This window comes from Bacillus sp. FJAT-27225 (assembly GCF_001685025.1).
In the GTDB taxonomy this organism is placed as follows: domain Bacteria; phylum Bacillota; class Bacilli; order Bacillales; family Cytobacillaceae; genus Bacillus_D.
The window spans coordinates 904,668-930,396 of record NZ_MAYU01000001.1 but is presented as its reverse complement, the minus strand read 5'-3'; the positions used below and the strand labels follow the sequence as shown (position 1 = coordinate 930,396).

Here is a 25,729-nt window from a genome sequence, read left to right as displayed (position 1 = left end):
ATCGATTTGAAGCTGTATGGAGTTATTGGAAATCCGATTGCGCAGTCAAAATCACCGATCATGCACAATGATTTATTTGGCTATTACGGGATTGAAGCTTATTACCAGCCATTTCTTATCGAAAAAGGCGAGCTTGCCAAAGCGGTGGATGGGATAAGGGCTCTTGGAATAGCCGGCTTTAATGTGACTGTGCCTTTTAAGTCTGAAATTATTCCGCTACTGGATTATATTGATCCACTGGCCAAAGAAATTGGTGCTGTTAATACTGTCATTAATGAAGGTGGAAAGCTAACTGGATATAATACGGACGGTACTGGTTTTCTAAAGAGCCTTGAGGACGAAGGTTTTTCAACAAAGGGAGCAGATGTTCTTGTGATTGGTGCCGGCGGGGCTGCGAGGGCAATCAGTTTTGCGATTGCACAAACCAAACCGAAGCGAATTGATTTTTGCAATCGGAGTACGGAAAATGCAACTAGGCTTGCAGAGGAAATTGCTGCACATGTACCGTCTTCACCACTTACATTGCGAGAGGCTGAGCGGGAAATCAATAAATACGGCGTTGTCATTCAGACGACGCCTTCAGGCATGTTTCCAAAAGATAAGGAAATGCCTTTACATTTGGAAAATCTAAAAACTCCGCTGGTTGTGGCAGACATTATCTACAATCCAATGGAGACGAGGTTCCTTGAAACAGCAAGGAAAAGCGGGGCATTAACAATCAATGGATTAGGGATGTTCATCCATCAAGGTGCCCTTGCATTTGATATATGGACCGGGATTCGCCCGGATACCGAAAGAATGAGAAACTTGCTGGTAAACCAGCTGGGAGGTAAAAGAAATGCTGACTGGTAAACAAAAACGCTTCCTCCGCTCGAAGGCGCACCATCTGAATCCAATTTTTCAGGTGGGCAAAGGCGGGGTAAATGAAAATATGGTAACCCAAATTGCCGACGCGCTCGAGGCAAGAGAGTTACTGAAGGTAAGTGTGCTTCAAAATTGTGAGGAAGACAAGGAGAGCGTTGCCGCACAACTAGTAAAAGGAACTGGCGGGGAGCTCGTCCAGATTATCGGGAATACGATTGTCCTTTATAAAGAATCAGCTGAAAACAAGCAAATCCAGCTTCCATAACGTGCATAATAAGGAGGAGGGCCAATGAAAAAGATCGGCATATTGGGTGGGACATTTAATCCCCCGCATATTGGCCACTTGATTATTGCGAACGAAGTGGGTATGGCTGCCGGGCTTGATGAAGTTTGGTTTATGCCGAACCAGGAGCCGCCCCATAAGGAAAAGTCGGCAGGCGCGGAGGATAGGGACCGGCTTGCAATGCTTCAACTGGCCACAAAAGGGAATAGACTATTTAAGATTCAGTCCATTGAGCTTGAGCGACCCGGTCCTTCATACACTGCCGATACAATGGATATCATAAAAAAAGAATATCCAAAAGACCAATTTTATTTTATCATTGGTGCCGACATGGTTGAGTACTTGCCTAAATGGCACAGAATCGATGAGTTGCTTAAAAAGGTTACCTTTATCGGCGTGGAAAGGCCGGGTTACAGCATGGAAACCGAATATGAAATCATGTCTGTTGATGTTCCCGAAATCAACATTTCCTCAAGCATGGTCAGAAGCAGGCTGCGAAAAGGAGAAACCGTAAACTATTTAGTACCGGAAGAAGTGGTTCGGTATATTAGGGAGAACCAATTATATGGACCGTGAACAAGCGTTGGCGTTCGTCAAGGGCCACTTGACTGAACAGCGTTATATTCATACAATCGGCGTAATGGAAACCGCCATTATGCTTGCCAAGAAATACAATGCTGATACAAAAAAAGCTGAGTTGGCTGCAATTTTTCATGATTATGCAAAATTCCGCCCGAAGAATGAAATGGAAAAGATTATAGCTGAAAATGGATTTCCACAAGATTTGCTCGATTATAATCCTGAATTGTGGCATGCTCCTGTCGGGGCCTACCTGACAAGAAAAGAAGCAGGGATACACGATGAGGAAATATTGGCTGCAATTCGCTTTCATACGTCTGGAAGACCAGGAATGAGCCTGCTCGAGAAGATTATTTATTTGGCGGATTACATTGAACCTGGAAGGAAGTTTCCCGGAGTGGAAGAGACACGCATAATTGCAGAGGAAAATCTTGATTTAGCATTGATTCAAGCTGTACGGAATACAATTATTTTTTTAATGAACAGGAACCAAACAGTTTATCCCGAAACATTTTTAACATATAATGACCTCATCAAAAACAGGAGGATTGATGGATGAGCAAGCCAGAACTTTTACAGGTAGCGGTGAAGGCCGCGGATGACAAAAGGGCCGAGGATATAATGGCGCTGAATATGAAGGGTATTTCCTTAATCGCAGACTATTTCATCATCTGCCATGGGAATTCTGATAAACAAGTGCAGGCAATCGCTAGTGAAATCAGGGAAAAGGCTGAAGAACAAGGCTATGGTGTTCGAAGGATGGAAGGCTATGACGAAGCGAGATGGGTCTTAATTGATTTGGGAGATGTTGTTGCCCATGTATTCCATCGGGACGAGCGGTCCTACTACAATCTAGAACGGCTGTGGGGAGACGCGCCGCTTGAAAACTTATCAAGCGTCCTGAATCCATGAGTTACGGACGATTTGCCTATTATTATGATGCGTTAATGGAAGATGCGCCTTATTCCAGATGGGCGGAGTTTGCCATTAAAGCTATTGGGTTTTACGGTCCTAAACAGGAAAGAACCCTTCTTGACCTTGGATGCGGGACTGGAGAACTTTCAATCCGTTTTGCCAAGGACGGATTTTCTGTAACAGGAGTGGACCTTTCTCCCGAGATGCTTTCAGTAGCCAGCTCAAAGGCTGAAGAAGAGAGAGTGCGAATCCGATTTTTTGAGCAGGATATGTCTGAGCTTGATGTGCCTGGCCAATTTGGTCTTTGCGGCATTTTCTGTGATTCATTAAATTACCTTAGCTCAGAAGAGGATGTAACCAGCACCTTTAGGCGCATCTTGGACCACCTTGTCCCGGGTGGATTGCTTGTATTTGATGTCCATTCGATCCATAAGGTTGTGCAGGGTTTTTTGAACCACTCATTTTCTTTGAATGGTGATGAGGTAGCTTATATTTGGGATAGTTTTGAAGGTGAACATCCATACAGTGTTGAACATGAAATCAGTTTTTTTGTTCTGGACGAAAAATCCGGAAAATATGACAGATTTGATGAGGTTCATGCACAAAGGACTTTTCCCGTAGAGACATATACTGCCTGGCTTCAGGAGGCAGGTTTTGAAGTTCTTGACATTGGAGCCGATTTTGATTTCGCTCCCCCATCCTCCGAGTCGGAACGTATATTCTTTATAGCAAAAAAACCGCTGGAATAAAGTGAAACTTCCATCAGCGATTTTTGCTGATGGTTAGTTGAACCAATCGGGCATTTAGGGACAGTTGACTCTGCAAGAGGCTTACTGACCCTTAATGCGGGATAAAAAACAGCCATTTCAAATGAGAAATGGCTGTTTTTTTTCTGAGAGAAAAAGGATAAACTCATTTTATGTCGAAACATTAATGTGGTGTGTATTGTTTTACTGTCTTTTCAAGATCTTCATTAAATTTGGCGTTTGTTGTCCTGAATAATTCCCTGAATAACTCCTCAAGTTCCCCGCCCTCAAGAACCTTTATTCCTTCACCGGTGATGCCGCCTTTTACACAAACCTTTTCCTGCAATGTCGGCAGGGTGTAATGCCCCTGTCTTAATAGCTCACCCATACCGACAATCATTCCACTTGCCATGTCGGTGGCCATTTGACTGCTGATACCGGTTTCCTTTACTGCCGCAGAAATAAATTGCTGGAGAATGAAGCTGAAAAAGGCTGGCCCGCAGCTTACGATGTCCGATGCAACCCTGACCAAAGGCTGTTCAATCTTAATTGGAGATGAAATTTTTTGCATGATCGACTCAACAATTGATTTCCATTGGTTGTCGCAATTTGTCCCAAAGGTAAGTAGCGACACACCGGCAAATGCACGGTTTGTTATGCTGGGAATTGCCCTTATGACCGAGCAGCCAACAAGGGTTTCCAGTTGGTTGGTTGAAATCGGGCTAGTTATTGAAACAAGGCATTTATCCTTTGAAAGATAGGAGGCGATTTCTTTAAGCAGGTTTGCAATATCCAAAGGTTTTACACAAATAAACACAATATCAGATAAGCAGGCTGCCTCAACAGCTGACTCACACACCCGGATGCCTGGAAATTCCTTCTGCAGAGCCAATGCTTTTGATTTTGTTCTATTGAAGGCAATTAGGGATTCCTCCTTAACAACACCACTGCCGATAAAGGCTTCTGCAAGAATTCTCCCCATGTTCCCTATTCCGATTATGCCGATTCTCATATTCATCCCTCCATAGCCAAACGAATACCACTAACACAATATGAAATGGACAACTGAATTATACCTAAAGGAAGTGTTCTCATGAAAGAGTGGCTAAATGAGAAAAAATATGTTATTGGTGCAGTCCTTGCAGGAGCAGCACTATTCTTTTATTTTTTGTACCAAGACTCATTTTTTGATTCGCAGGCTGCAGATGGGATTATCGCTGAAGACGCTCACCTTAATCCCGAATTTGAGGGAGGGGCAGATGCAGGACATACACCGGCTGTAATAGTAGTTGATGTAAAGGGTGCTGTAAAAAAACCGGGTGTTTATGATGCGAATGATGATGAGCGGGTTATTGATATTATTGAACGAGCCGGCGGTCTTACTGAAAAAGCGGATACGTCGGCTGTGAATTTCGCTCAGAAACTTACAGATGAAATAATTGTTTCGATCCCTGAAATAGGAGAAGCGGATGATAATCCTCCCACAGGCGTTGCCGGTGCATCCGGCAATGGTAAGATAAATATAAATAAAGCGACCGAAGTTGAACTTCAGGAGATACCGGGGATTGGGCCATCAAAGGCAGCTGCCATCATTGAACATCGTGAAAAGAATGGGCCTTTCAGGAAGCCGGAAGATTTAAAGGATGTAAGCGGAATTGGGGAGAAGACGTATGAGAAACTGGAAGGGACGATTACTGTCCATTGACCTTTATCAATTTGAACCTGTAAACTAAACAAGACAACCATTTTGTATCGGGGGAGAGAATGTGGAACGAATTTCTTGGGATCAATATTTCATGGCCCAGAGCCATTTGCTGGCGTTGAGGAGCACTTGTACCCGACTTATGGTCGGTGCAACAATAGTCCGGGATAAACGAATTATAGCGGGCGGTTATAACGGCTCGATTGCGGGCGGAGATCACTGCAGTGACCATGGCTGTTATGTGATTGATAATCACTGTGTCCGGACCATTCATGCGGAGATGAATGCACTGCTTCAATGTGCAAAATTTGGAGTTACAACAGGCGAGGCAGAAATCTATGTTACCCATTTTCCTTGTCTGCAATGCTCCAAAGCGATTATCCAGGCAGGAATTAAGACAGTTTATTATGCTGTGGACTATAAAAATCATCCATATGCAATTGAACTTTTTAATCAAGCGGATGTAAAAGTTGAAAAAGTGCCATTAACTGAAACAATCCTTGATCTTGGCAGAATTAGTGAATACTCAACGCCAGGAACACCCAGTAAATAACTACGAACAGGCATCCTGTCCCATTAGTAGGATGCCTGCCTTTTTTGGAGGCTTTCATGAAAACAAAAGCCATACTCCTCTTACCTCCCGCAATCCTAGGTGTGCAAACAGCCTTCTCCTTAACACTGCCTTCCCTTGTCTTATTAAGTATTTATCTGCTTCTTTTAATCTGGTTTAAAAAAATTCAAAAGAAGGAAATTCTAGTGTTCTTTTTTGTATTTTCTGTATTTTTCGGTGTAGCAAGCCATGCCGAATTCCAAAACACCACATCATTAATAGAAGGGGAATCAAGGATTCCGATTGAATTTCGCTCTGGCGTGAAAATTGATGGGGATTCTTTTAGGGCAATAGGCATTGATACGAGAACTGGAGAAAAAATCCTTGTAACCTATATAATCCGCTCGGAAGCAGACAAGCAAAGGCTCCTTTCCGTTTCCTTCTTTGGGCTCGCGTCCATTCTTGAAGGAGAGCTTAAAACTCCTTCTGAATCACGTAATCCTGGAGGTTTTCATTATAGAGACTACTTGATCCGAAAAAAAGTGCATTGGATTTTCGAATCTGAAACCTTTCCGCTTGCTCAAGCAGGTTATAAATCACTATCTATTCGTGAGCGACTCGGAAAGCTGAGGGAAACGGAAATAAGAAAAATATATGAACGGCTGCCAAGAGAAACTGCAACACTTGTGTCGGCCCTGATTTTTGGCGACCAATCGACCATTCCCGAAAAAGTGGAGGACGCCTATGTTACGCTCGGCATAACCCATTTGCTGGCCATCTCCGGCATGCAGGTAAGTGTTCTCGCAGGAATCGCACTATTTGTTGGCATCCGCCTCGGTGTTGCAAGAGAAAAAATGTCGTTTGCGCTCATACTGCTTTTGCCGATGTATGCTGTTCTGGCGGGGGGAAGCCCTTCCGTGAATCGGGCGGTTATCATGGCCGTTATTTTGCTTATGGTCCCTTTAGGTGGAACCCGTAATGGGTTGGGGCCACTTGATGCTCTAGCGCTCTCCTTTAAACTATATCTTCTGGTGGATCCCTACACAGTATTTGATGCCGGTTTTCAGCTTTCCTACGCTGTAACCTTTGCACTTCTGGTTTCCTACAAAGGGCTCAAGGAAAAAGGTTTAACAGGAATCGCTTTATTATTGACAGCTACACTTATTTCTCAATTATCCGCATTGCCTATCCTGCTGGCACATTTCTATACTGTCCCTCTTATAGGCATAGTTGCCAATCTGCTGTTTATCCCACTCTATAGTTTCTTGTTTTCTCCTGCTGTATACAGCCTTTACTTGCTTCTTCTTATCTTTACTACCCTTCCTGCTTCCATAATTGGCCCCATCAATAAACTGATTCTCTTTTCGGAAAAAATCGCCCTATCCCTTTCTGCTATCCCAGCCCAATTTTATCCAGGCCAGATGGGTTTTTGGCTATTGGCATTTTATTCACTATTAGTAGTGATTATTTTTACCAACTGGGAAAGGCAAGATAAGCTGCTTAACAACTTGCTTTTTCTGCTGATTCCATTTGCCGTGTTGTTTTCACAAAGTATTGTGGAAGCCAATTTTGCCCGAACGGGGGAAATTACATTGATAGATGTTGGACAGGGAGACAGTCTGTTCATTACTCTTCCGGGTGGAGCAGGCAATTATTTGATTGATACGGGAGGAAGTATTGTTTTTGAAAAAAAGGACTGGCAGGAGCGGCATGGCTCTTTTGAGCCCGGAAAGGATATTGTTATTCCATTTCTAAAAGCAAGAGGAATTTCGACGCTAGATAAACTTATTTTGACCCACGGAGACCAGGACCATATCGGAGGGGCGGCTGCAATTATTGAACACCTTAAAGTAAAAGAAATTGTTTTACCGAAAGTGACCGAAAAATCTGGAACAGAGCAAGCGATTATTAAAATGGCTGCCCAAAAACATATAAAAGTCACCGAGGTTAACAGAGGCGATAAATGGCAAGCAGGGGGAGCGTATTTTTATGTTCTATCTCCTGAAAAACGAGATAGTGGGAAAAGAAATGACCAATCAATAGCGATTTATACAATTTTGGGTGGTAAGGGATGGCTTTTTACTGGCGATCTTGAGGAACGGGGGGAAGCTGCCTTAATGGAACAGTACCCCCGGTTAAAAATTGATGTACTAAAAGCCGGCCATCATGGGAGTAAAACCTCATCCGGAGAAAAGTTTGTCGGCCATTATCATCCAAAGACCGTTTGGATTTCGGCTGGGGTAAACAACAGGTTTGGCCATCCGCATACAGAAACAATCCGCCGTTTTGAAGAGCTGGGGATGGCCATTTACCGAACGGATTTACATGGTGCCATAACCTATACTTTTTATGGAGATAAAGGAACCTTTTCCACTCACCTGCCATACAATGCACTATCCAAGGCGAATTGAACTACTCCACTTTCTAACGAAAATTTGAAGATGGAGATTCCTGCGAACACCCAAGTATCCTGCGGTTTTTTAGCAGGCTATCCCCGTCGCACCGACGGTTAGCAGTACCAACGGCATGAGCCTCCTGCAAGTGTTGAAAACCTGTACGTTGAATACGCCACGCACCCTACTTTAGCTTGGTTTTCGCAACTTCGGTATGCGTAGAGGCGAATGGTGCTTGGATATTTTACAGTGCGAAGCCTTTCTCGCACTAACCCCATATATCCAGTTTTCAAAGAACAACTTACAGGAATATTATACCACGCAAACAAGTGTTTTGGGTTTCGCCAGCCGACATTCATCTCGCACTTATTTTTGGGCTACGCCCTGCTCAAAATTGAAGTGGGAGTCTTCTGCCGGAAAACGATAAAGGTTAGAGTTCGTTTATATAAAAAGTGAATAGCCTCGATGAATCAGGATTTACTTCAACAGTGCCTATCCTTTTTGTCTATTTGAAATCTTCGGCTAAACAGAAAAAGGGCCGCTGTATGCGGCCCTGGAATCCCTCTTTAGGATCCAATAATTTTGATTACTGTCGCGATAATAAACATAGTTGCGAAGAAGCCAAAAGAAACAATGAATCCTACCCCTGAATCAATCGCATCATTTCGTTTGTCCTGGACATTTTGTTCGAATTCGTTCACAAGTTTCCCCTCCCCATTTCCATTTTAGTATAAGCGAACCATTTTGAAAAATCCAGCCCTGTCTTTTGTCAGGAGTTTACACAAATACTTTGAAGGTACAGGGCAAAAATAAAACCACTAAGGCATTCCGCCGGCGGGATGGGCCCGGGACTTATCCTTGCTGGCGTTCATATAAAACGGGAATCGGGAAATGGATAACCGATTCCCTTTGAATGCTTGTAAAATTGGACGGGCTTCTTTACGATAGAGAGAGGAAAACACTTGCTCTGATATAACGGAAAGCATACTGCACGAGAGGCAAGCTGTATTTGCCTCTTGTCTGCTTTTTCACTATATCAGGCAGAACGGGGACAGGTATGCTTTAGGGAGAGATACTAAATGGTAATTGATTTATGGAAGAAGATAAAAAGGAAGGATATTGCGCCGATTTACCTCTTATATGGGTCTGAAGCCTTCTTGATGAAAGAAACAGGGAACCTCTTGCTTGAACATATTTTGGGCGATGAACGGGATTTTAATTTTTCTAATTATGACCTTGAGGAAACACCGATTGAAGATGTAATTGAAGATGCTGAAACATTGCCTTTTCTTGGTGAGAAAAAAGTAATCTTCGCACAGAATCCATTTTTCCTGTCTTCTGAAAAACAAAAGGAAAAAACAGCCCATACTTTATCAAGGCTTGAAGCTTACATAAAAGAGCCCGCTCCATATTCCATCCTGGTGTTCTTTGCACCATACGAAAAACTGGATGAACGAAAAAAAATCACAAAGGAATTAAAGCGTCTCGCTACGGTTGCTGAAATGAAACAACTTGGCGAGTCAGATCTTAAAGTCTGGATTGCCGACAAAGCTGACCAAAGAGGGATTACCATAAAGCCGGATGCAGTAGAGACCATTATGTCCTTGGCAGGCACCAACCTTTTTATGCTTTCAAATGAGTTGGATAAGCTCGCCCTTTATGCCGGAGACGGGGGTACGATTGATGCGGCCACTGCCGAGCGGATGATCCCAAAGTCACTGGAGCAAAATATTTTCAGTCTTACAGATAAGGTTGTCCAAAGGAATTCGGCTGATGCGCTGCGTATTTACTATGATTTACTTAAACAAAACGAGGAGCCTATCAAAATTCTCGCGCTACTTGCCGGACAATTCAGGCTGATTTATCAGATTAAGGAACTCAGTAAAAAGGGGTATGGCCAGCAGCAGATGGCCTCAGCTCTCAAGGTACATCCCTACAGGGTCAAGGTAGCTGCTGGACTTGCTTCCAGATTCAGTGATATGGAGCTGGCAAAGATTATGAATATGATTGCAGATGCGGATTACCAAATGAAAACCGGCGGTGCAGATAAATCGTTACTGGTCGAACTTTTCCTTATGAAGCTCGGGACAGCGATATAAAAGCGAAATTAATTAAACTAAACAGGTGTTCGTGACGTTTTAAGTGTCTAAGGCCGAGGAAACGTCCACCAACCAGTTGTTCGTGGACGTTTTAGGTGTCTGAGGTCAAGGAAACGTCCACCAACCAGTTGTTCGTGGACGTTTTGGGTGTCTGAGGTCAAGGGAAAGTCCACCAACTAGTTGTTCGTGGACGTTTTGGGTGTCTGAGGTCAAGGAAGTGTCTACGAAACAGTTATTAGGGACAAGCGGACCAGAGTAACTTCTAGTGACCGGGATGCTTACTTCCTTAGTAGAATATAAATCCAATACTAAATCAAATAAAAAAACAGCCTGCTTCCAAATCGGAGGCAGGCTGTTTAACTCTTAACATTGTCAAGCTTAAAGCAGTAAACGGCTGCTTTGCTCTTCTTATAGAGAGTTGACTTTCTTAGCCAGGCGCGCTTTTTTGCGGGCTGCAGCATTTTTATGGATAAGGCCTTTTGCAGCTGCTTTGTCCAGCTGGCTTACAGCTTCAGCATAAACTTCTTTTGCAGCATTGCTGTCGTTTACAGTAACAGCAGCTTCAACTTTTTTAACAGCAGTACGCATAGCAGATTTTACAGCGGTATTTTGAGCATTACGATCTTCGTTAGTCTTTACACGCTTAATAGCAGATTTAATGTTTGGCATTCCATTCACCTCCTAAAAAAGAACCGAGACATCTATGAACTCGACTTTCACTTCCATAAACAATTATAAGGAACAAAAGATATTCTATCAAACCGGTGCCCGGATTGCAATACTCAATTGAAAAATGTGTAAAACTCCGGCCTTGACAGACTGAATGGCCTGGGAAAAATAAGGCAAAGATATAAGATAGGCAGTTTAATGACATGAAATGGAGGAATCCGTTTAATGAATGAATCAATTGATTTAAGCCAATATACAGTCCGGACAGACCTGGCTGTTGAAGCCAGGGAAATGGTGATTGCGGGCAGGGAAGGTACGATTGGACAGGAAGAAGATCTCTCAAGGATTGAAGGAGTCATCATTAAAGAGAGAGAAGTAGATGGAATGAAGGTTTCACTTGTCGAGATCACACCTGAAGGAGAATCACAGCTTGGCAAGAAGCCAGGCAGCTATCTCACGATTGAAGTCCAGGGAATCCGCCAGCAGGATACCGAAGTTCAACAGAAGGTTGAAAAACTTTTTGCTAGGGAGTTCGCGGCTTTTCTTGAAAACGCAGGGATAAAAAAGGGCGACTCCTGTCTTGTTGTCGGCCTTGGCAATTGGAATGTAACCCCTGATGCCCTTGGGCCGATGGTATGTGAGAATCTTCTTGTGACCCGCCATTTGTTCCAGTTGCAGCCAGAAAGCGTCCAGGAGGGCTATCGTTCTGTTAGCGCGTTGGCTCCAGGAGTCATGGGGCTTACTGGAATTGAAACGAGCGATATTATTTACGGGGTGATCGAGGAGACCAAACCGGATTTTGTTATCGCAATTGATGCGCTCGCTTCGAGGTCTATTGAGAGGGTTAATTCAACAATCCAACTATCCGATACAGGCATTCATCCGGGATCGGGAGTGGGAAATAAACGAAAAGAGCTCAGCAGGGAGACCTTGGGCATTCCTGTTATAGCGATCGGGGTCCCAACCGTCGTGGATGCAGTCTCCATTACGAGTGATGCAATTGATTTTGTTTTAAAGCATTTTGGAAAAGAACTTAGAGAGGGAGATAAACCATCAAGATCGCTCATTCCAGCCGGGATGATGTTTGGTAAGAGGCGAGAGCTTACTGAGGAAGATCTTCCTGAAGAGGAGCATCGAAAGACATTTCTTGGAATTGTCGGCACGCTTGAAGATGAAGAAAAACGGCAGCTAATCCACGAGGTGCTGTCACCGCTTGGCCATAACTTGATGGTCACCCCCAAAGAAGTAGACGTATTCGTAGAAGACATGGCCAATTTGATAGCAAGCGGAATGAATTCAGCATTGCACAGTCAAGTAGACCAGGATAATGCTGGCTTTTACACACGTTAATAGAAGGAAAAGGTTCTACCAACTCTAGCATCTTCATATGATTTACTAGGATTGAGCTTGGAAAGAAGCTGAAGCTTGTCCGTATATCATTGCCAGACGGGGTGGAACCATGAAAAAAAGCAACGCGTTAATTGTATCGGGTATCAGCATCGCAAAGGGAGCGGCGTTGATGGCTCTTTTGATTATCAGCTCTTTCTCAGCCAGCGGACTGCTTGCTTCCTTTGAAACAGGTTCCAGAATGTCCATGCTTCCGGTAAATCGTTCAAATCAAGATCTAAAAGGGGACATTCTTTATCAATTCATGGGTTGGGAAAATCATTATTTTGCGGGGGCGGGAGGAAAGGACTCCAGCCCCAAGCTGACAAACCTCTTCCTTGGGCTTTCGGCAAATATCAATCTCGATGACCCGAGGAGCTTGCTTGGACGCGAATTGCCTGGCTTTGCCTCCTTCGACGGACGGATTATTGTAGCTGGAGAGGGCACAAACTATACAAATATGCCGATGGAATCTGCACCGCCGATTGAAATTATGAAAGCAGAACGGGAGGCGGCACTCCAGAATCTTGAAGATATCCCGGAACCGGAGGAAAACAATGGAGCACCTGCTGCAAGGTGGAAGGAAGGTGTATTTGTTTACTTTTCCCATAACCGGGAATCCTATTTGCCGTATCTAAAGGGAGAAACGAATCCTGACCGGGCTTATCATTCCCAAATCAATGTGATGAAGATTGGCGATCAGCTTAAGAAAAGCCTTGAAACGCGCGGGGTAGGGACTGTTGTTGATAAAACCGATATTAATAATGTCCTCCTCAAAAAAGGATTGAACTTTAACAGCTCTTACGCGGAATCCAGGAATGTTGTCAAGGAAGTGATGGCGGGCAACAAAGAAATCCAGTATTTCTTTGATATCCATAGAGATTCGAAAAGGAAAAAAGAAACGACGAAGGTGATTAACGGGAAAAGCTACGCGCGGCTCTTTTTTGTAATCGGAGGGGAACATCCAAACTACAAAGAGAATATGAAACTTGCCACGGAGCTTCATGAACTTCTTGAAAAAAATTATAAAGGACTAAGCCGGGGAGTTTATTTGAAGAAAGGAATCAATACGAACGGCAAGTTCAACCAGGATCTTTCAGGAAAGGCTATTTTGATTGAGTTTGGCGGGGTGGACAATACGTTCGAGGAATTGAACCTGTCCGCAGATGCACTTGCAGATGTATTCGCGGATTATTTCTGGGATGCGGAAAGCGTTTCAAATCCTGCAAATCAGCCGGCAGATAAGCAGTAAGGAGGGAACGGCTTGAAACTATTTATGGTAAAGAGTCTGCTTCTTGCGATGTTCATGTTTAGTGTTGCCCTTGCTGGGATGCAGGCGGCCAATAATGGAATTAGCCGTATGAAAGGGTATGAAGACCCCGATTTCAAACAGCCGGTGACCATACAGGAAGAAGATGGTGTAACACAAGTTACGATAATGGGAGGGGAAGTCACTCATGGCTCACTCGAGGAAAAGAAGGAACAGTTAGAGACAACAAAGGCTGTCAACTTTTTCTCAGCATTGGGCAAAGGATTGGCGAGTGCCCTATCAAGTATTGCCAAGGTTATTGTGAATTCGTTCTCGGGTTAATGAATACTTCATATTAAGAAAAAGGATTCAGGTGAAAAACCGGAATCCTTTTTGATTTCTAGCTCCAGCGCCTACGCGTGCGCAAACTTCAGGTCTCCTCCCTACGATAAGTCATCATCGAATCGCTATAGATCTTCATGATTCCTTTATCTCAGTCGAAGCCGTCCAGTTTATACGGCGATGATCAAGCCGCTTTCGCTTTTGTTAGTTGTCCAAGGTTTACTATTGATTTTTCAATTGTTATAATGAAAAATAGTCTACATGTGCGTAAAACAGGAGTGAACCCGATTGAATAGAGAACAGAGATTAAACAGGCAGTCGAAAATCAGGAACTTTTCGATCATTGCCCATATTGACCATGGAAAATCAACACTAGCCGACCGCATCCTTGAGAAGACAAATTCGTTGACCTCGCGCGAAATGAAGCAACAGCTTCTTGATTCAATGGACCTTGAACGCGAACGCGGCATTACAATTAAATTAAACGCAGTCCAGCTTAAATACAAAGCTAAAGACGGAGAAGAGTATACATTCCATCTGATTGATACCCCCGGACATGTCGACTTTACTTATGAAGTGTCACGAAGCCTGGCTGCTTGTGAAGGTGCGATTCTTGTAGTCGATGCCGCACAGGGAATTGAAGCACAGACATTGGCAAATGTTTATCTTGCACTTGATAATGATCTTGAAATTTTGCCTGTCATAAATAAAATCGACCTTCCAAGTGCGGAACCGGAAAGGGTGCGTAAGGAAATTGAAGATGTCATTGGTCTCGATGCATCTGAAGCTGTTCTTGCATCCGCCAAAGCAGGTATTGGAATTGAAGACATTCTTGAGCAGATTGTCAAGCAGGTACCCGCACCACAGGGAGATCCGGAAGGCCCGCTGAAGGCGTTGATTTTTGATTCCCTTTATGATCCATACCGCGGAGTCATTGCTTATATCCGGGTTGTCGAAGGGACAGTCAAGCCAGGCGATAAAATCAAAATGATGGCGACCGGCAAGGAATTTGAAGTAAATGAAGTAGGCGTTTTTACACCAAAAGAAACACCTCGTGATGAGCTTACAGTTGGTGACGTAGGTTTCCTGACAGCCTCCATTAAAAATGTAGGAGATACGAGGGTCGGTGACACCATTACCAACGCAAAGGGCGGTGTAACCGAACCGCTTCCTGGATACCGAAAGTTGAACCCAATGGTTTACTGCGGATTATATCCAATTGATTCTGCCAAATTCAATGATTTGCGGGAAGCGCTGGAAAAGCTTGAACTGAATGACGCAGCTCTTCAATTCGAACCGGAAACATCCCAGGCGCTTGGGTTTGGGTTCCGCTGTGGTTTCCTGGGGCTTCTTCATATGGAAATCATTCAGGAACGGATTGAACGCGAATTCAAGATTGACCTTATTACAACTGCACCAAGTGTTATTTATCACGTTCATATGACAGATGGTACTGAACTTAAGGTCGACAACCCTTCAGCTATGCCAGACCCGCAAAAAATTGACAGGGTTGAGGAACCGTATGTAAAAGCAACCATGATGGCCCCTAATGATTATGTAGGTGCAATTATGGAGCTATGCCAGCATAAGCGGGGGATTTTCATTGATATGCAGTATCAGTCGGAAAACCGTGTCAGCATTGTGTATGAAATACCTTTAGCCGAAATCGTTTATGACTTTTTCGACCAGTTGAAATCAAATACCCGGGGATATGCATCTTTTGATTATGAATTGATTGGCTACAAGCCTTCGAAGCTTGTTAAAATGGATATTCTCCTTAATACAGAGCAAGTGGACGCCCTTAGCTTTATTGTTCATAGGGATTTTGCATACGACCGCGGAAAAGCGATTGTAGAAAAGCTTAAAGAGTTAATTCCAAGGCAGCAATTCGAGGTGCCAATCCAGGCTGCGGTTGGAACGAAAATAGTGGCCCGTTCAACTATTAAGGCGATCCGGAAAAACGTCCTTGCAAAATGTTATGGTGGCGACATTTCCCGTAAACGGAAGCTTCTTGAGAAGCAAAAAGAAGGGAAAAAACGCATGAAGCAGGTCGGCTCCGTCGAAGTTCCGCAGGAAGCATTCATGGCTGTACTGAAGATGGATGACGACAGTCCGAAAAAATAATTCAAGGGGGTTGGATGAGCCTTTACAGGCAAGTCCTGCCTCTTTTTGATTTTAGGAAGTGAAGTAGATGACAATCTTACGAAACGCCGGCCCCCGCGCCGCGTACATCCATATTCCGTTTTGTGAGCACATTTGCCATTATTGTGATTTTAACAAGGTTTTCTTAAAAGGGCAGCCGGTTGATAAATATCTTGATATGCTTGAGCGCGAAGTTGAGTTAACACTTGAACTTCATCCGCCAGAGGAAATGGACAGTGTGTTTGTTGGTGGTGGAACGCCGACATCATTAAATGAAGGACAGCTTGAAAGACTGTGCCGGATTATTTCGAGCCATTTGCCGCTATCCAACCAAACTGAATATACATTTGAAGGCAACCCTGGGGACCTTTCCATTGATAAGCTTGAAGTTCTTAAAAATCATGGGGTTAATCGCCTGAGCCTGGGGGTCCAGACTTTCGATGACACGCTTCTTGAAAGGATAGGCAGAAGCCATCGGGCGAAGGATGTTTACAATACAATAGACAATGCCAGGAAAGCCGGATTCGACAATATTTCTTTGGACTTGATTTATGCCCTCCCCGGCCAGACCTTAGCTGATTTTAAAGATACGCTTAAACAAGCCTTTTCTTTTGGGCTTCCCCATTTCTCGGGGTATTCTCTCATAATAGAACCAAAAACAGTCTTTTATAATCTGATGAGGAAGGGGAAACTTCCGCTCCCAGGTGAAGATATTGAGGCGGCAATGTTTGAGACGCTGATGGAAGAGATGGAACAGCATGGTTTACACCAATATGAAATAAGCAACTTTGCAAAACCTGGATATGAAAGCACGCATAATCTCACATATTGGAGCAATGAACCGTATTATGGCTTTGGAGCCGGGGCGCATAGTTACCTCGGCGGCTGGAGGAGGTCGAACGCCGGGCCGCTTACTAAATATATGTCTCCGATTGAGAATGGGAGCCTGCCGGTGTTTGAGGAAAATGAAGTGACTAGGCAGGAAGCAATGGAAGAGGAGATGTTCCTCGGTTTAAGAAAAGTCGAAGGAGTTAGTAAAGGTCACTTTCAACGGAAATTTGGTGTGTCGCTCGACAGTATTTTTCCAGGCCAATTGGAGGAACTGTCGAAAAAAGGCCTTCTCGAAGCAGATGGTGATAGTGTCAGGTTAACAAGAATAGGAAGAATGCTGGGCAATGAAGTTTTTCAGGAATTTCTTGCAGGATAACCTTCTGTTTTTTGAACCGTACTAATTGACATGGATTTGTTGGTTTGATACTTTAGTAGTAGAATTAGCACTCGATATTGATGAGTGCTAACAGGGGTGATGAACGTTGCTGACAGATCGCCAATTATTGATACTTCAAGTTATAGTCGATGAATTCATCCGTTCTGCGCAACCTGTTGGATCGCGAAGCTTGTCTAAAAAGGAACAAATTTCGTTCAGTTCGGCAACGATCAGGAACGAAATGGCGGATCTAGAAGAACTTGGTTTTATTGAAAAAACCCATACTTCTTCAGGAAGAGTTCCTTCCGATAAGGGATATCGTTATTACGTGGACCATCTCCTGTCTCCGCAAAAGATTAATGAGCAGGAAGTGTCGAAAATTAAATCGGTTTTTGCCGAACGGATTTTTGAGTTTGAGAAAATCATTCAACGCTCGGCAATGATCTTGTCTGAAATGACTAGCTACACATCCATAATGCTTGGTCCTGCGGCAGAGGAAAACAGGCTGAAGAAAATTCAGATAGTCCCTTTGAACCAGGAAGCTGCCATTGCGATTATCGTAACCGATACTGGCCATGTCCAAAACAAAACGGTAAAGCTTCCCGCCGCAATGGATGCAAGTGACCTTGAAAAGATGGTTAATATACTGAATGAAAGGCTGACCGGTGTGCCGCTAGTTGACCTCCGGGATAAGCTTTATAAGGAAGTTGCAGTCCTGCTAAGCCAGCATATCAAGAATTATGACTTTATGCTTAAGATGATTACAGAAACGTTCAATATGCCAATTAACGAAAAGCTTTTCTTTGCAGGCAAAACAAACATCCTTAGCCAGCCGGAATTCAATGATATTTCAAAAATCCGCGATCTTATGACGATGATTGAGCAGGAAAGGCCAGTATACGACCTTATTAAAAACACTCCTGCTGGAATTACGATTAAAATCGGCCGGGAAAATGACAACAGCGCAATGGAAAATTGCAGTTTGATTACTGCGACTTATGCAATGGGGGATGAAAAGCTCGGTAGTATTGCGATTCTCGGTCCAACCCGTATGGAATATTCCAGAGTCGTCAGCCTGCTGAAAATCATGAGCCATGACCTGTCGTCGGTTTTAACCAAGTTGTATCAAACAAAGTAGCAGTGGAGATAGTTAGTAAGGGCGGAATCCCGTTTCCGCCCTTTTCCCAAGAGATGACACGCATCGTTCTCTATAGTAAATTATGTCCTTTGAGGGAGGTGAGCAAGATGACAGACGAAATGAAAAACAACGAAACCCAAAAGCCAGAACAACATGCAGCTGACCAGCAAGCTGAGGAAATCTTTGTAGAAAATGAGCAAAAGCCTATGGCTGAAGACTCTTCAAATATCGTTCCAGAGTTGGAGAAAAAGCTTGAAGAAGCTGAAAACCGTACTTTGCGGCTTCAGGCGGATTTTGATAATTATCGCCGCCGGGTTAGATTGGATGCTGAAGCTGCTGAAAAATATCGGGCGCAAAGCCTTATTTCGGACTTATTGCCAGTATTGGACAATTTCGAGCGGGCCCTCGCTGTGGAAATAGAAGGTGAGCAGGCACAATCGTTTAAACAAGGAATGGATATGGTTTACCGTGGGCTATTGGAAGCCTTGAAAAAGGAGGGCCTTGAGCCAATTGAGGCGAAGGGTAAGCCTTTTGATCCAAACTTCCACCAGGCAGTCATGCAGGTTGAAGACAATTCCATGGAACCAAATTCAGTGGTTGAAGAATTCCAGAAAGGGTATGTCCTTAAACATAGGGTCATCCGCCCGTCCATGGTAAAAGTAAATCAGTAGAGTTCTGAATCTACATATTGAATTGGAGGAAAAGGATTATGAGCAAAATCATTGGTATTGACCTTGGAACAACCAACTCTTGTGTGGCTGTTCTTGAAGGCGGCGAGCCTAAGGTAATCCCAAATCCTGAAGGCAACCGCACAACTCCTTCCGTCGTTGCATTTAAAAATGGCGAACGCCAGATAGGTGAAGTTGCCAAACGTCAGGCAGTTACAAATGCAAATACAATTATGTCCATCAAACGGCATATGGGAACAAGCCATACGGTTGAAATTGAAGGAAAAAAATATACGCCACAAGAGGTTTCTGCAATCGTTCTTCAGTATTTGAAATCCTACGCTGAAGATTATCTTGGTGAAGAAGTAACAAAAGCTGTTGTTACTGTACCTGCATACTTCAATGACGCTGAACGCCAGGCAACAAAAGATGCCGGCCGCATTGCGGGTCTTGAAGTAGAACGGATCATCAACGAGCCGACTGCAGCAGCTCTTGCATATGGCCTCGATAAAATGGAAGAAGACCAAACTATTCTTGTTTACGACCTTGGCGGAGGCACATTTGACGTGTCGATCCTTGAACTGGGCGATGGAGTCTTTGAAGTAAAGGCGACTGCCGGTGACAACCGACTTGGTGGAGACGATTTCGACCAGGTTGTCATTGATTACTTAGTTGAGCAGTTCAAGAAAGAGAATGGAATTGACCTTTCCCAGGACAAAATGGCAGTTCAACGTTTGAAGGATGCTGCTGAGAAGGCTAAAAAAGACCTTTCCGGTGTTACTTCAACCCAAATTTCACTGCCATTTATCACTGCCGGGGCTGCTGGTCCGCTTCACCTTGATATTACTCTGACAAGAGCGAAATTCGATGAACTGACTGCGCATCTTGTTGAGCGTACGATGGGTCCTGTCCGCCAGTCGCTAAGCGATGCCGGTCTTTCTGCAACTGAAATTGATAAAGTCATCCTCGTTGGTGGTTCGACAAGGATTCCTGCTGTCCAGGAAGCAATCAAGCGTGCAACTGGCAAAGAGCCTCATCGCGGTGTAAATCCTGATGAAGTTGTTGCAATGGGTGCAGCAATTCAGGGCGGTGTTATTTCCGGTGATGTAAAGGATATTGTATTGCTTGACGTCACACCTCTTTCCCTTGGTATCGAAACAATGGGTGGGGTATTCACGAAACTGATTGAGCGCAATACAACCATCCCAACATCTAAATCACAAATTTTCTCAACAGCTGCCGATAACCAGACTGCTGTTGATATCCATGTGCTTCAAGGGGAGCGTCCTATGGCTGCCCATAACAAAACACTTGGCCGTTTCCAGTTGGCAGATATTCCGCCAGCTCCACGGGGTGTACCTCAAATCGAAGTTACATTCGATATTGATAAAAACGGTATCGTAAACGTTCGTGCGAAAGACCTTGGCACGAACAAAGAACAGCAGATCACAATTAAGTCTTCTACTGGCCTGAGCGATGAAGAAATTCAGCGTATGGTCAAGGAAGCTGAACAGAACGCTGAGGCCGACAAGAAAGCGAAAGAGGAAGCAGACCTTCGCAACGAAGCGGACCAGCTTGTTTTCCAAACAGAAAAAACACTGAAAGACCTCGAAGGCAAAGTGGATGCTGCTGAGGTGCAAAAAGCAAACGAAGCAAAAGATGCTCTTAAAGCTGCCATTGAGAAAAACGATCTCGAAGAAATGCGCACTAAGAAAGACGCGCTTCAGGAAATCGTTCAAAATCTGTCAGTGAAGCTATATGAAGAGGCTGCGAAGCAAGCCCAGGCGCAACAAGGCCAGGGAGCAGGGCCTGAAGGCTCCGCACAAAGGGACGACAATGTTGTAGATGCAGAGTTCGAGGAAGTAAAAGACGACAAATAAGAGCATTTACCAACTAATTACCCTAGTCGACGTAAAATGAAATGAACTAGCTAATGCCAACAGGAAAGTCAAAGTCAGAACAACAGGCTTTGACTTTTCTTTTGGAAAAAGGCTGCCTAGAGAATTCTCCACTTTACTCATGGCAAAATAGATTATATAAAGACTGAGAAACAAAAACGGAGAATGAATTCTTTTATTGTTTAGCATCCGCCTGGATGGTACAATAATCTTTATGTGAGATTTCGGGAGTGGTTTTATGAGTAAGAGGGATTACTATGAAGTCCTTGGAATTGATAAAGGAGCTTCAAAGGACGAAATTAAAAAAGCTTACCGAAAACTGTCCAAAAAACTTCATCCTGACATAAACCAGGAACCGGATGCGGACGAGAAGTTTAAGGAAGTAAAAGAAGCTTATGAAACGCTGAGTGACGACCAGAAACGAGCCCACTATGACCAGTTCGGGCATACCGATCCAAACCAGGGATTTGGCGGTGGCGCTGATTTTGGCGGGGGATTCGGCGGATTTGAGGATATATTCAATACATTCTTTGGCGGCGGCGCAGCCAGAAGGCGAGATCCAAATGCCCCTAGGCAGGGAGCGGATCTCCAGTACACAATGACAGTTTCCTTCGAGGAAGCGGCATTCGGGAAGGAAACCGATATTGAAATTCCCCGCGATGAAACATGTACAACTTGCCATGGCTCAGGTGCAAAACCTGGTACCCACCCGGAAACCTGTAAGCATTGCCACGGAAGCGGCCAAATTAATGTTGAACAGAATACTCCGTTCGGCAGAATTGTAAATCGGAGAACTTGCCACGTTTGTAACGGTACTGGTAAAGAAATTAAACAAAAATGTACAACATGCGGCGGGGATGGAAAAGTCAGAAAACGCCGGAAAATACATGTCAAAATTCCAGCCGGAATTGATGATGGCCAACAGTTAAGGATGGCCGGCCAGGGCGAAGCTGGCATCAATGGCGGACCTCCAGGCGATTTGTACGTCGTTTTCCATGTACGTCCGCATGAGTTCTTTGAACGTGAAGGCGATGATGTATATTGCGAAATGCCACTCACCTTTGTCCAGGCTACTTTGGGAGCTGAGATTGAAGTGCCTACCATACATGGAAAGGTCAAGCTCAAAATACCGTCGGGTACACAGACAGGCACTAAATTCCGCTTGAGAGGGAAGGGAATCCCTAATGTCCGCGGCTATGGTACAGGAGACCAGCATGTGATTGTCCGCATCGTCACTCCGACTAAGCTGACCGATAAACAGAAGCAGCTTCTCCGGGAATTTGGAGAAATTAGCGGCACTGCACCTTTGGGTGAACATGAGGAAAGTTTTTTTTCAAAAGTAAAACGCGCCTTTAAAGGCGATTGAGAGCGGGGCATGCATGATGAAGTGGTCTGAAATCAGCATCCATACAGCAAACGAGGCAGTCGAGCCGATTTCAAATATCCTCCATGAAGCAGGGGCAAGCGGTGTAGTAATTGAGGACCCGTTTGAACTGATTAAGGAACGTGAAGACCAGTTCGGTGAAATCTATCAGTTAAACCCTAAGGATTATCCGGATGAAGGTGTCATCGTAAAGGCATATTTGCCAGTCAACAGTTTCCTTGGAGAAACTGTTGAGGCTATTAAAGACTCCATCAACAATTTAATTATTTATGATATTGACATTGGACTGAACCAGGTCACCATTTCAGAAGTGAATGAAGAAGAATGGGCTACAGCCTGGAAGAAGTACTACAATCCTGTGAAGATTTCCGAGCGATTTACGGTTGTTCCAACATGGGAAGAGTATACACCTGTTTCAAGTGATGAATTGATTATTGAACTTGATCCCGGGATGGCTTTTGGTACTGGGACACACCCGACCACAGTCATGTGCATCCAGGCACTTGAGCGTACTGTTAAAGAAGGCGATACGGTCATTGATGTCGGTACCGGCTCGGGGGTTTTAAGTGTTGCAGCTGCACTGCTTGGCTCAAGTTCAGTCCGTGCCTATGACCTTGATGAGGTTGCTGTCCGGTCGGCCAGGCTGAATATCAAGCTCAATAAGGTTCATGATAAGGTAACGGTGGCAAGGAATAACCTTCTGGATGGTATAGAGGACGCCTCTGCAGATGTAATTGTTGCCAACATCCTTGCGGAAGTTATTCTTCGTTTTACTGATGATGTTGTTCGCGTTTTAAAACCTGGTGGAACCTTCATTGCCTCGGGCATCATTCAACAGAAAAAGGACTTGGTCAAGGCAGCTCTGCTTGATACTGGTTTTACTATCTCTGAAACGATTGTAATGGAAGACTGGGTAGCAATTATCGCCAAAAAAGATTGATTATGAAGGTTGGCGTCCGTTTTAATAAGCGGATGCCTTTTTCATTTAATTTAAATTTACATGGCAGAAGTGACTTTAGAAGAATCTTTTAGTAAAATAGAAACAATGCTTACAGAGGGGTGCGTCTCGTGCAGCGATATTTTGTGGACAAATTCGATAATGGCCGCTTTTACCTTGGAGGGGATGACTGCCATCATATTGTAAAAGTCATGAGAATGGAGCCTGGTGATTCTATTATCTGTACAACTAATGGCAGGAGTGCAGTTTGCAAAATTGCAGAAATTACCGGTGAAACAGTCATCGCGGACGTTGTAGAATGGAAAGATAGAACATCGGAACTACCTGTTAAGGTGACCATTGCCAGCGGACTGCCAAAAGGGGACAAGCTGGAATGGGTCATTCAAAAGGGCACTGAAATGGGGGCTCATCAATTTATCCCATTCGCTGCCTCACGCTCCGTCGTTAAGCTGGATGAAAAAAAGCAGGGAAAGAAGGCCGAACGGTGGCAAAAGATAGCAAAGGAAGCAGCCGAGCAATCTCATCGTGGTATACTGCCTAAGGTTGAGAGCTCATTTACTTTCCAGGAGCTTTTACAAGTAAGCAAGAACTACGATTTTCGGCTTTGTGCCTATGAAGAGGAAAGCCGGGCAGGGGAAACCGCTGTCCTTTCATCAACACTTCAAGAAGTGAAAACCGGACATTCCATACTGTTTGTTTTTGGGCCGGAAGGGGGACTTTCCGAAGCGGAGGTCCAGCTTTTGAAGGAACATGATTTTAAGCTTTGCGGGCTTGGCCCGAGAATCTTAAGGACTGAAACTGCGCCATTATATGCACTAGCTGCAGTGTCCTACCATTTAGAACTAATGAGGTGAATTTTAATGCCTACAGTCGCGTTCCATACACTTGGATGTAAGGTAAACCACTATGAAACTGAAGCAATTTGGCAGTTGTTCAAACAGGAAGGCTATGAACGGGTTGAATTTGAGTTAACTTCGGACGTTTATATTATAAATACATGTACAGTAACGAATACTGGCGACAAAAAAAGCCGCCAGGTTATTCGGCGAGCCATCAGGAAGAATCCGGATGCGGTCATTTGCGTTACAGGCTGCTATGCGCAAACCTCCCCTGCTGAAATCATGGCGATCCCTGGTGTTGACATTGTTGTCGGTACACAAGACCGCGTGAAGATGCTAGACTATATCGCACAATATAAGGAAGAACGCCAGCCTATTAATGGTGTCCGAAACATTATGAAGAACCGGGTTTACGAAGAACTGGATGTTCCGGCTTTCACCGACAGAACCCGCGCATCCTTGAAAATTCAGGAAGGCTGCAATAACTTCTGTACATTCTGTATTATTCCGTGGGCACGTGGCCTGATGAGGTCCCGTGATCCGAAGGAAGTTATCCGCCAGGCACAGCAGCTTGTTGATGCTGGATACAAGGAAATAGTCTTAACAGGTATTCATACTGGCGGCTACGGGGAAGATTTGAAGGACTATAATCTTGCAGCACTTCTTCGCGACTTGGAGGCGGAGGTGAAGGGCCTTAAGCGCCTTCGCATTTCTTCCATTGAAGCAAGCCAGATTACCGATGAAGTCATTGAAGTAATTAATGACTCAAACTTGGTTGTCCGCCACCTCCACATACCGCTGCAATCAGGTTCCGATACGGTCCTGAAGCGGATGCGCCGCAAGTATACAATGGAATTTTTCGGGGAGCGCTTGGATCGTCTGAAGGAAGCTCTTCCAGGGCTTGCAGTTACTTCCGATGTCATTGTTGGATTCCCGGGAGAGACAGAAGAAGAGTTCATGGAAACATACAACTTTGTTAAAGAACATAAATTCTCCGAATTGCATGTATTCCCTTATTCCAAGCGGACAGGCACGCCTGCTGCACGCATGGAGGATCAGGTGGACGAAGATATTAAGAACGAGCGTGTCCATAGGCTGATTTCGCTGTCTGACCAGCTTGCCAAGGAGTATGCATCTCAATTTGAAAATGAAGTTCTTGAAGTTATCCCTGAAGAGGAATTCAAGGAGACAGATGGTTCGGGTCTTTTTGTCGGCTATACTGATAATTACTTGAAAGTTGTATTCCCAGGCTCAGAAGACATGATCGGCAATATCGTTAAGGTTAAAATTACGAAAGCAGGCTACCCATATAACGAAGGGCAATTTGTGCGTGTCATTGAAGACGGCACAATTGAATTGAAAGAAGCAATCGTATAGCAAAAATTTGTCTTTTGAAGTGCTAAAAAGGTTAAATCATATACGATAAAGCAAGGCGATTCCCAAAGGAATTCGCCTTGCTTTTTTTTTAGGCGGAGAATTTCCGTCTAATGTATAGAGAGAAGTTTAAAAGATAGATATAAGCGGAAAAATTCCGATTAACTTCCCTAAATAAGACAAGATCCAACGAGTTGGATTATATAAACGGAAAAACTCCGCTTATATTTTGGGAAATATGGGTATTTACCGGCTTAAGCGGAATTTTTCCGTTTGTTTTTCAACACAGGGGAACAACATTCAATGTTGATACAGCAATACAAATAGGGTGAGAAATCACTGCA

24 protein-coding genes and 1 pseudogene are annotated in these 25,729 nt (G+C 44.1%); 22 read left to right on the top strand and 3 right to left on the bottom strand.

What is annotated here, in order from left to right; translation table 11 throughout:
- The first annotated feature begins 6 nt into the window (after positions 1-6).
- Genes aroE through A8F94_RS04780 form a run of 6 tightly spaced genes read left to right on the top strand, consistent with a single transcriptional unit; the run spans position 7 to position 3,390 of the window.
- Positions 7-852 (top strand): shikimate dehydrogenase, encoded by an 846-nt coding sequence (aroE, locus tag A8F94_RS04805; protein ID WP_302621290.1) that lies wholly within the window; start codon positions 7-9, stop codon positions 850-852.
- Entirely contained in the window at positions 839-1,129 is a 291-nt protein-coding gene (yhbY, locus tag A8F94_RS04800) for a ribosome assembly RNA-binding protein YhbY (RefSeq protein WP_066196345.1), read from the top strand. The genes aroE and yhbY overlap by 14 nt, the downstream gene beginning before the upstream one ends.
- Before the next feature lie 24 nt (positions 1,130-1,153).
- Positions 1,154-1,723: a nicotinate-nucleotide adenylyltransferase gene (locus A8F94_RS04795; RefSeq protein WP_066196342.1), complete on the top strand. Its 570-nt coding sequence runs from the start codon at positions 1,154-1,156 to the stop codon at positions 1,721-1,723.
- Positions 1,713-2,285 carry a bis(5'-nucleosyl)-tetraphosphatase (symmetrical) YqeK gene (yqeK, locus tag A8F94_RS04790; protein ID WP_066196340.1) on the top strand — a complete coding sequence of 191 codons (573 nt, stop codon included), beginning with the start codon at positions 1,713-1,715 and terminating at the stop codon, positions 2,283-2,285. Before A8F94_RS04795 ends, yqeK begins: the two co-directional genes overlap by 11 nt.
- Positions 2,282-2,638: a ribosome silencing factor gene (rsfS, locus tag A8F94_RS04785; RefSeq protein ID WP_066196339.1), complete on the top strand. Its 357-nt coding sequence runs from the start codon at positions 2,282-2,284 to the stop codon at positions 2,636-2,638. Before yqeK ends, rsfS begins: the two co-directional genes overlap by 4 nt.
- Positions 2,635-3,390: a class I SAM-dependent DNA methyltransferase gene (locus A8F94_RS04780; protein ID WP_066196337.1), complete on the top strand. Its 756-nt coding sequence runs from the start codon at positions 2,635-2,637 to the stop codon at positions 3,388-3,390. Before rsfS ends, A8F94_RS04780 begins: the two co-directional genes overlap by 4 nt.
- A 181-nt stretch (positions 3,391-3,571) precedes the next feature.
- Here A8F94_RS04780 and comER read toward each other — a convergent pair whose 3' ends face one another.
- Positions 3,572-4,399: a late competence protein ComER gene (gene comER / locus A8F94_RS04775; protein ID WP_066196335.1), complete on the bottom strand. Its 828-nt coding sequence runs from the start codon at positions 4,397-4,399 to the stop codon at positions 3,572-3,574.
- An 81-nt stretch (positions 4,400-4,480) separates the two neighbouring features.
- Here comER and A8F94_RS04770 point away from each other — a divergent pair, with 81 nt between their 5' ends.
- The 3 genes and pseudogenes from A8F94_RS04770 (at position 4,481) to A8F94_RS04760 (ending at position 8,050) form a co-directional block, all read left to right on the top strand.
- On the top strand, positions 4,481-5,092 hold the full coding sequence (locus A8F94_RS04770) for a helix-hairpin-helix domain-containing protein (protein WP_066196331.1): 612 nt from the start codon (positions 4,481-4,483) through the stop codon (positions 5,090-5,092).
- A gap of 61 nt (positions 5,093-5,153) precedes the next feature.
- Positions 5,154-5,597: pseudogene (locus tag A8F94_RS04765) on the top strand (ComE operon protein 2); the annotation flags it as partial.
- Positions 5,598-5,698: 101 nt separating this feature from the next.
- Positions 5,699-8,050 (top strand): DNA internalization-related competence protein ComEC/Rec2, encoded by a 2,352-nt coding sequence (locus tag A8F94_RS04760; RefSeq protein WP_066196325.1) that lies wholly within the window; start codon positions 5,699-5,701, stop codon positions 8,048-8,050.
- A 548-nt stretch (positions 8,051-8,598) separates the two neighbouring features.
- On the opposite strand, the gene A8F94_RS04755 is transcribed toward A8F94_RS04760, so the two are convergent.
- Positions 8,599-8,733, bottom strand: coding sequence for a YqzM family protein (locus A8F94_RS04755; protein ID WP_066196322.1), 135 nt, complete (start codon positions 8,731-8,733; stop codon positions 8,599-8,601).
- A gap of 378 nt (positions 8,734-9,111) precedes the next feature.
- Between A8F94_RS04755 and holA the strand changes: the two genes are divergently transcribed.
- Positions 9,112-10,131, top strand: coding sequence for a DNA polymerase III subunit delta (holA, locus tag A8F94_RS04750; protein ID WP_066196319.1), 1,020 nt, complete (start codon positions 9,112-9,114; stop codon positions 10,129-10,131).
- A gap of 408 nt (positions 10,132-10,539) precedes the next feature.
- On the opposite strand, the gene rpsT is transcribed toward holA, so the two are convergent.
- Positions 10,540-10,800: a 30S ribosomal protein S20 gene (gene rpsT / locus A8F94_RS04745; protein ID WP_066196315.1), complete on the bottom strand. Its 261-nt coding sequence runs from the start codon at positions 10,798-10,800 to the stop codon at positions 10,540-10,542.
- Positions 10,801-11,025: 225 nt separating this feature from the next.
- Between rpsT and gpr the strand changes: the two genes are divergently transcribed.
- From gpr to mtaB, 12 genes are all read left to right on the top strand, one after another.
- Positions 11,026-12,150 carry a GPR endopeptidase gene (gene gpr, locus A8F94_RS04740; RefSeq protein WP_066196312.1) on the top strand — a complete coding sequence of 375 codons (1,125 nt, stop codon included), beginning with the start codon at positions 11,026-11,028 and terminating at the stop codon, positions 12,148-12,150.
- Positions 12,151-12,259: 109 nt separating this feature from the next.
- On the top strand, positions 12,260-13,438 hold the full coding sequence (gene spoIIP, locus A8F94_RS04735; RefSeq protein ID WP_066196309.1) for a stage II sporulation protein P: 1,179 nt from the start codon (positions 12,260-12,262) through the stop codon (positions 13,436-13,438).
- 12 nt (positions 13,439-13,450) lie between these two features.
- Entirely contained in the window at positions 13,451-13,777 is a 327-nt protein-coding gene (locus tag A8F94_RS04730; RefSeq protein WP_066196307.1) for a DUF3679 domain-containing protein, read from the top strand.
- A gap of 288 nt (positions 13,778-14,065) precedes the next feature.
- Complete coding sequence (gene lepA, locus A8F94_RS04725) at positions 14,066-15,901, top strand: translation elongation factor 4 (RefSeq protein ID WP_066196305.1); 1,836 nt, start codon at positions 14,066-14,068, stop codon at positions 15,899-15,901.
- Positions 15,902-15,968: 67 nt separating this feature from the next.
- Positions 15,969-17,126: a radical SAM family heme chaperone HemW gene (gene hemW / locus A8F94_RS04720; RefSeq protein WP_066196299.1), complete on the top strand. Its 1,158-nt coding sequence runs from the start codon at positions 15,969-15,971 to the stop codon at positions 17,124-17,126.
- A gap of 106 nt (positions 17,127-17,232) precedes the next feature.
- Complete coding sequence (gene hrcA, locus A8F94_RS04715; protein ID WP_066196294.1) at positions 17,233-18,264, top strand: heat-inducible transcriptional repressor HrcA; 1,032 nt, start codon at positions 17,233-17,235, stop codon at positions 18,262-18,264.
- A 107-nt stretch (positions 18,265-18,371) separates the two neighbouring features.
- A complete protein-coding gene (gene grpE, locus A8F94_RS04710; protein ID WP_066196291.1) occupies positions 18,372-18,935 on the top strand; it encodes a nucleotide exchange factor GrpE in 564 nt (187 codons plus the stop codon).
- A gap of 38 nt (positions 18,936-18,973) precedes the next feature.
- Positions 18,974-20,812, top strand: a complete 1,839-nt coding sequence (gene dnaK, locus A8F94_RS04705; protein ID WP_066196288.1) for a molecular chaperone DnaK — start codon at positions 18,974-18,976, stop codon at positions 20,810-20,812.
- Between the two features lie 256 nt (positions 20,813-21,068).
- Positions 21,069-22,196 carry a molecular chaperone DnaJ gene (gene dnaJ / locus A8F94_RS04700; protein ID WP_066196285.1) on the top strand — a complete coding sequence of 376 codons (1,128 nt, stop codon included), beginning with the start codon at positions 21,069-21,071 and terminating at the stop codon, positions 22,194-22,196.
- A gap of 16 nt (positions 22,197-22,212) precedes the next feature.
- Entirely contained in the window at positions 22,213-23,154 is a 942-nt protein-coding gene (gene prmA / locus A8F94_RS04695; RefSeq protein WP_066197278.1) for a 50S ribosomal protein L11 methyltransferase, read from the top strand.
- A gap of 128 nt (positions 23,155-23,282) precedes the next feature.
- Positions 23,283-24,026, top strand: coding sequence for a 16S rRNA (uracil(1498)-N(3))-methyltransferase (locus A8F94_RS04690; protein ID WP_066196282.1), 744 nt, complete (start codon positions 23,283-23,285; stop codon positions 24,024-24,026).
- A 6-nt stretch (positions 24,027-24,032) separates the two neighbouring features.
- Positions 24,033-25,388, top strand: coding sequence for a tRNA (N(6)-L-threonylcarbamoyladenosine(37)-C(2))-methylthiotransferase MtaB (gene mtaB, locus A8F94_RS04685; RefSeq protein ID WP_066196279.1), 1,356 nt, complete (start codon positions 24,033-24,035; stop codon positions 25,386-25,388).
- The last annotated feature ends 341 nt before the right edge of the window (positions 25,389-25,729 follow it).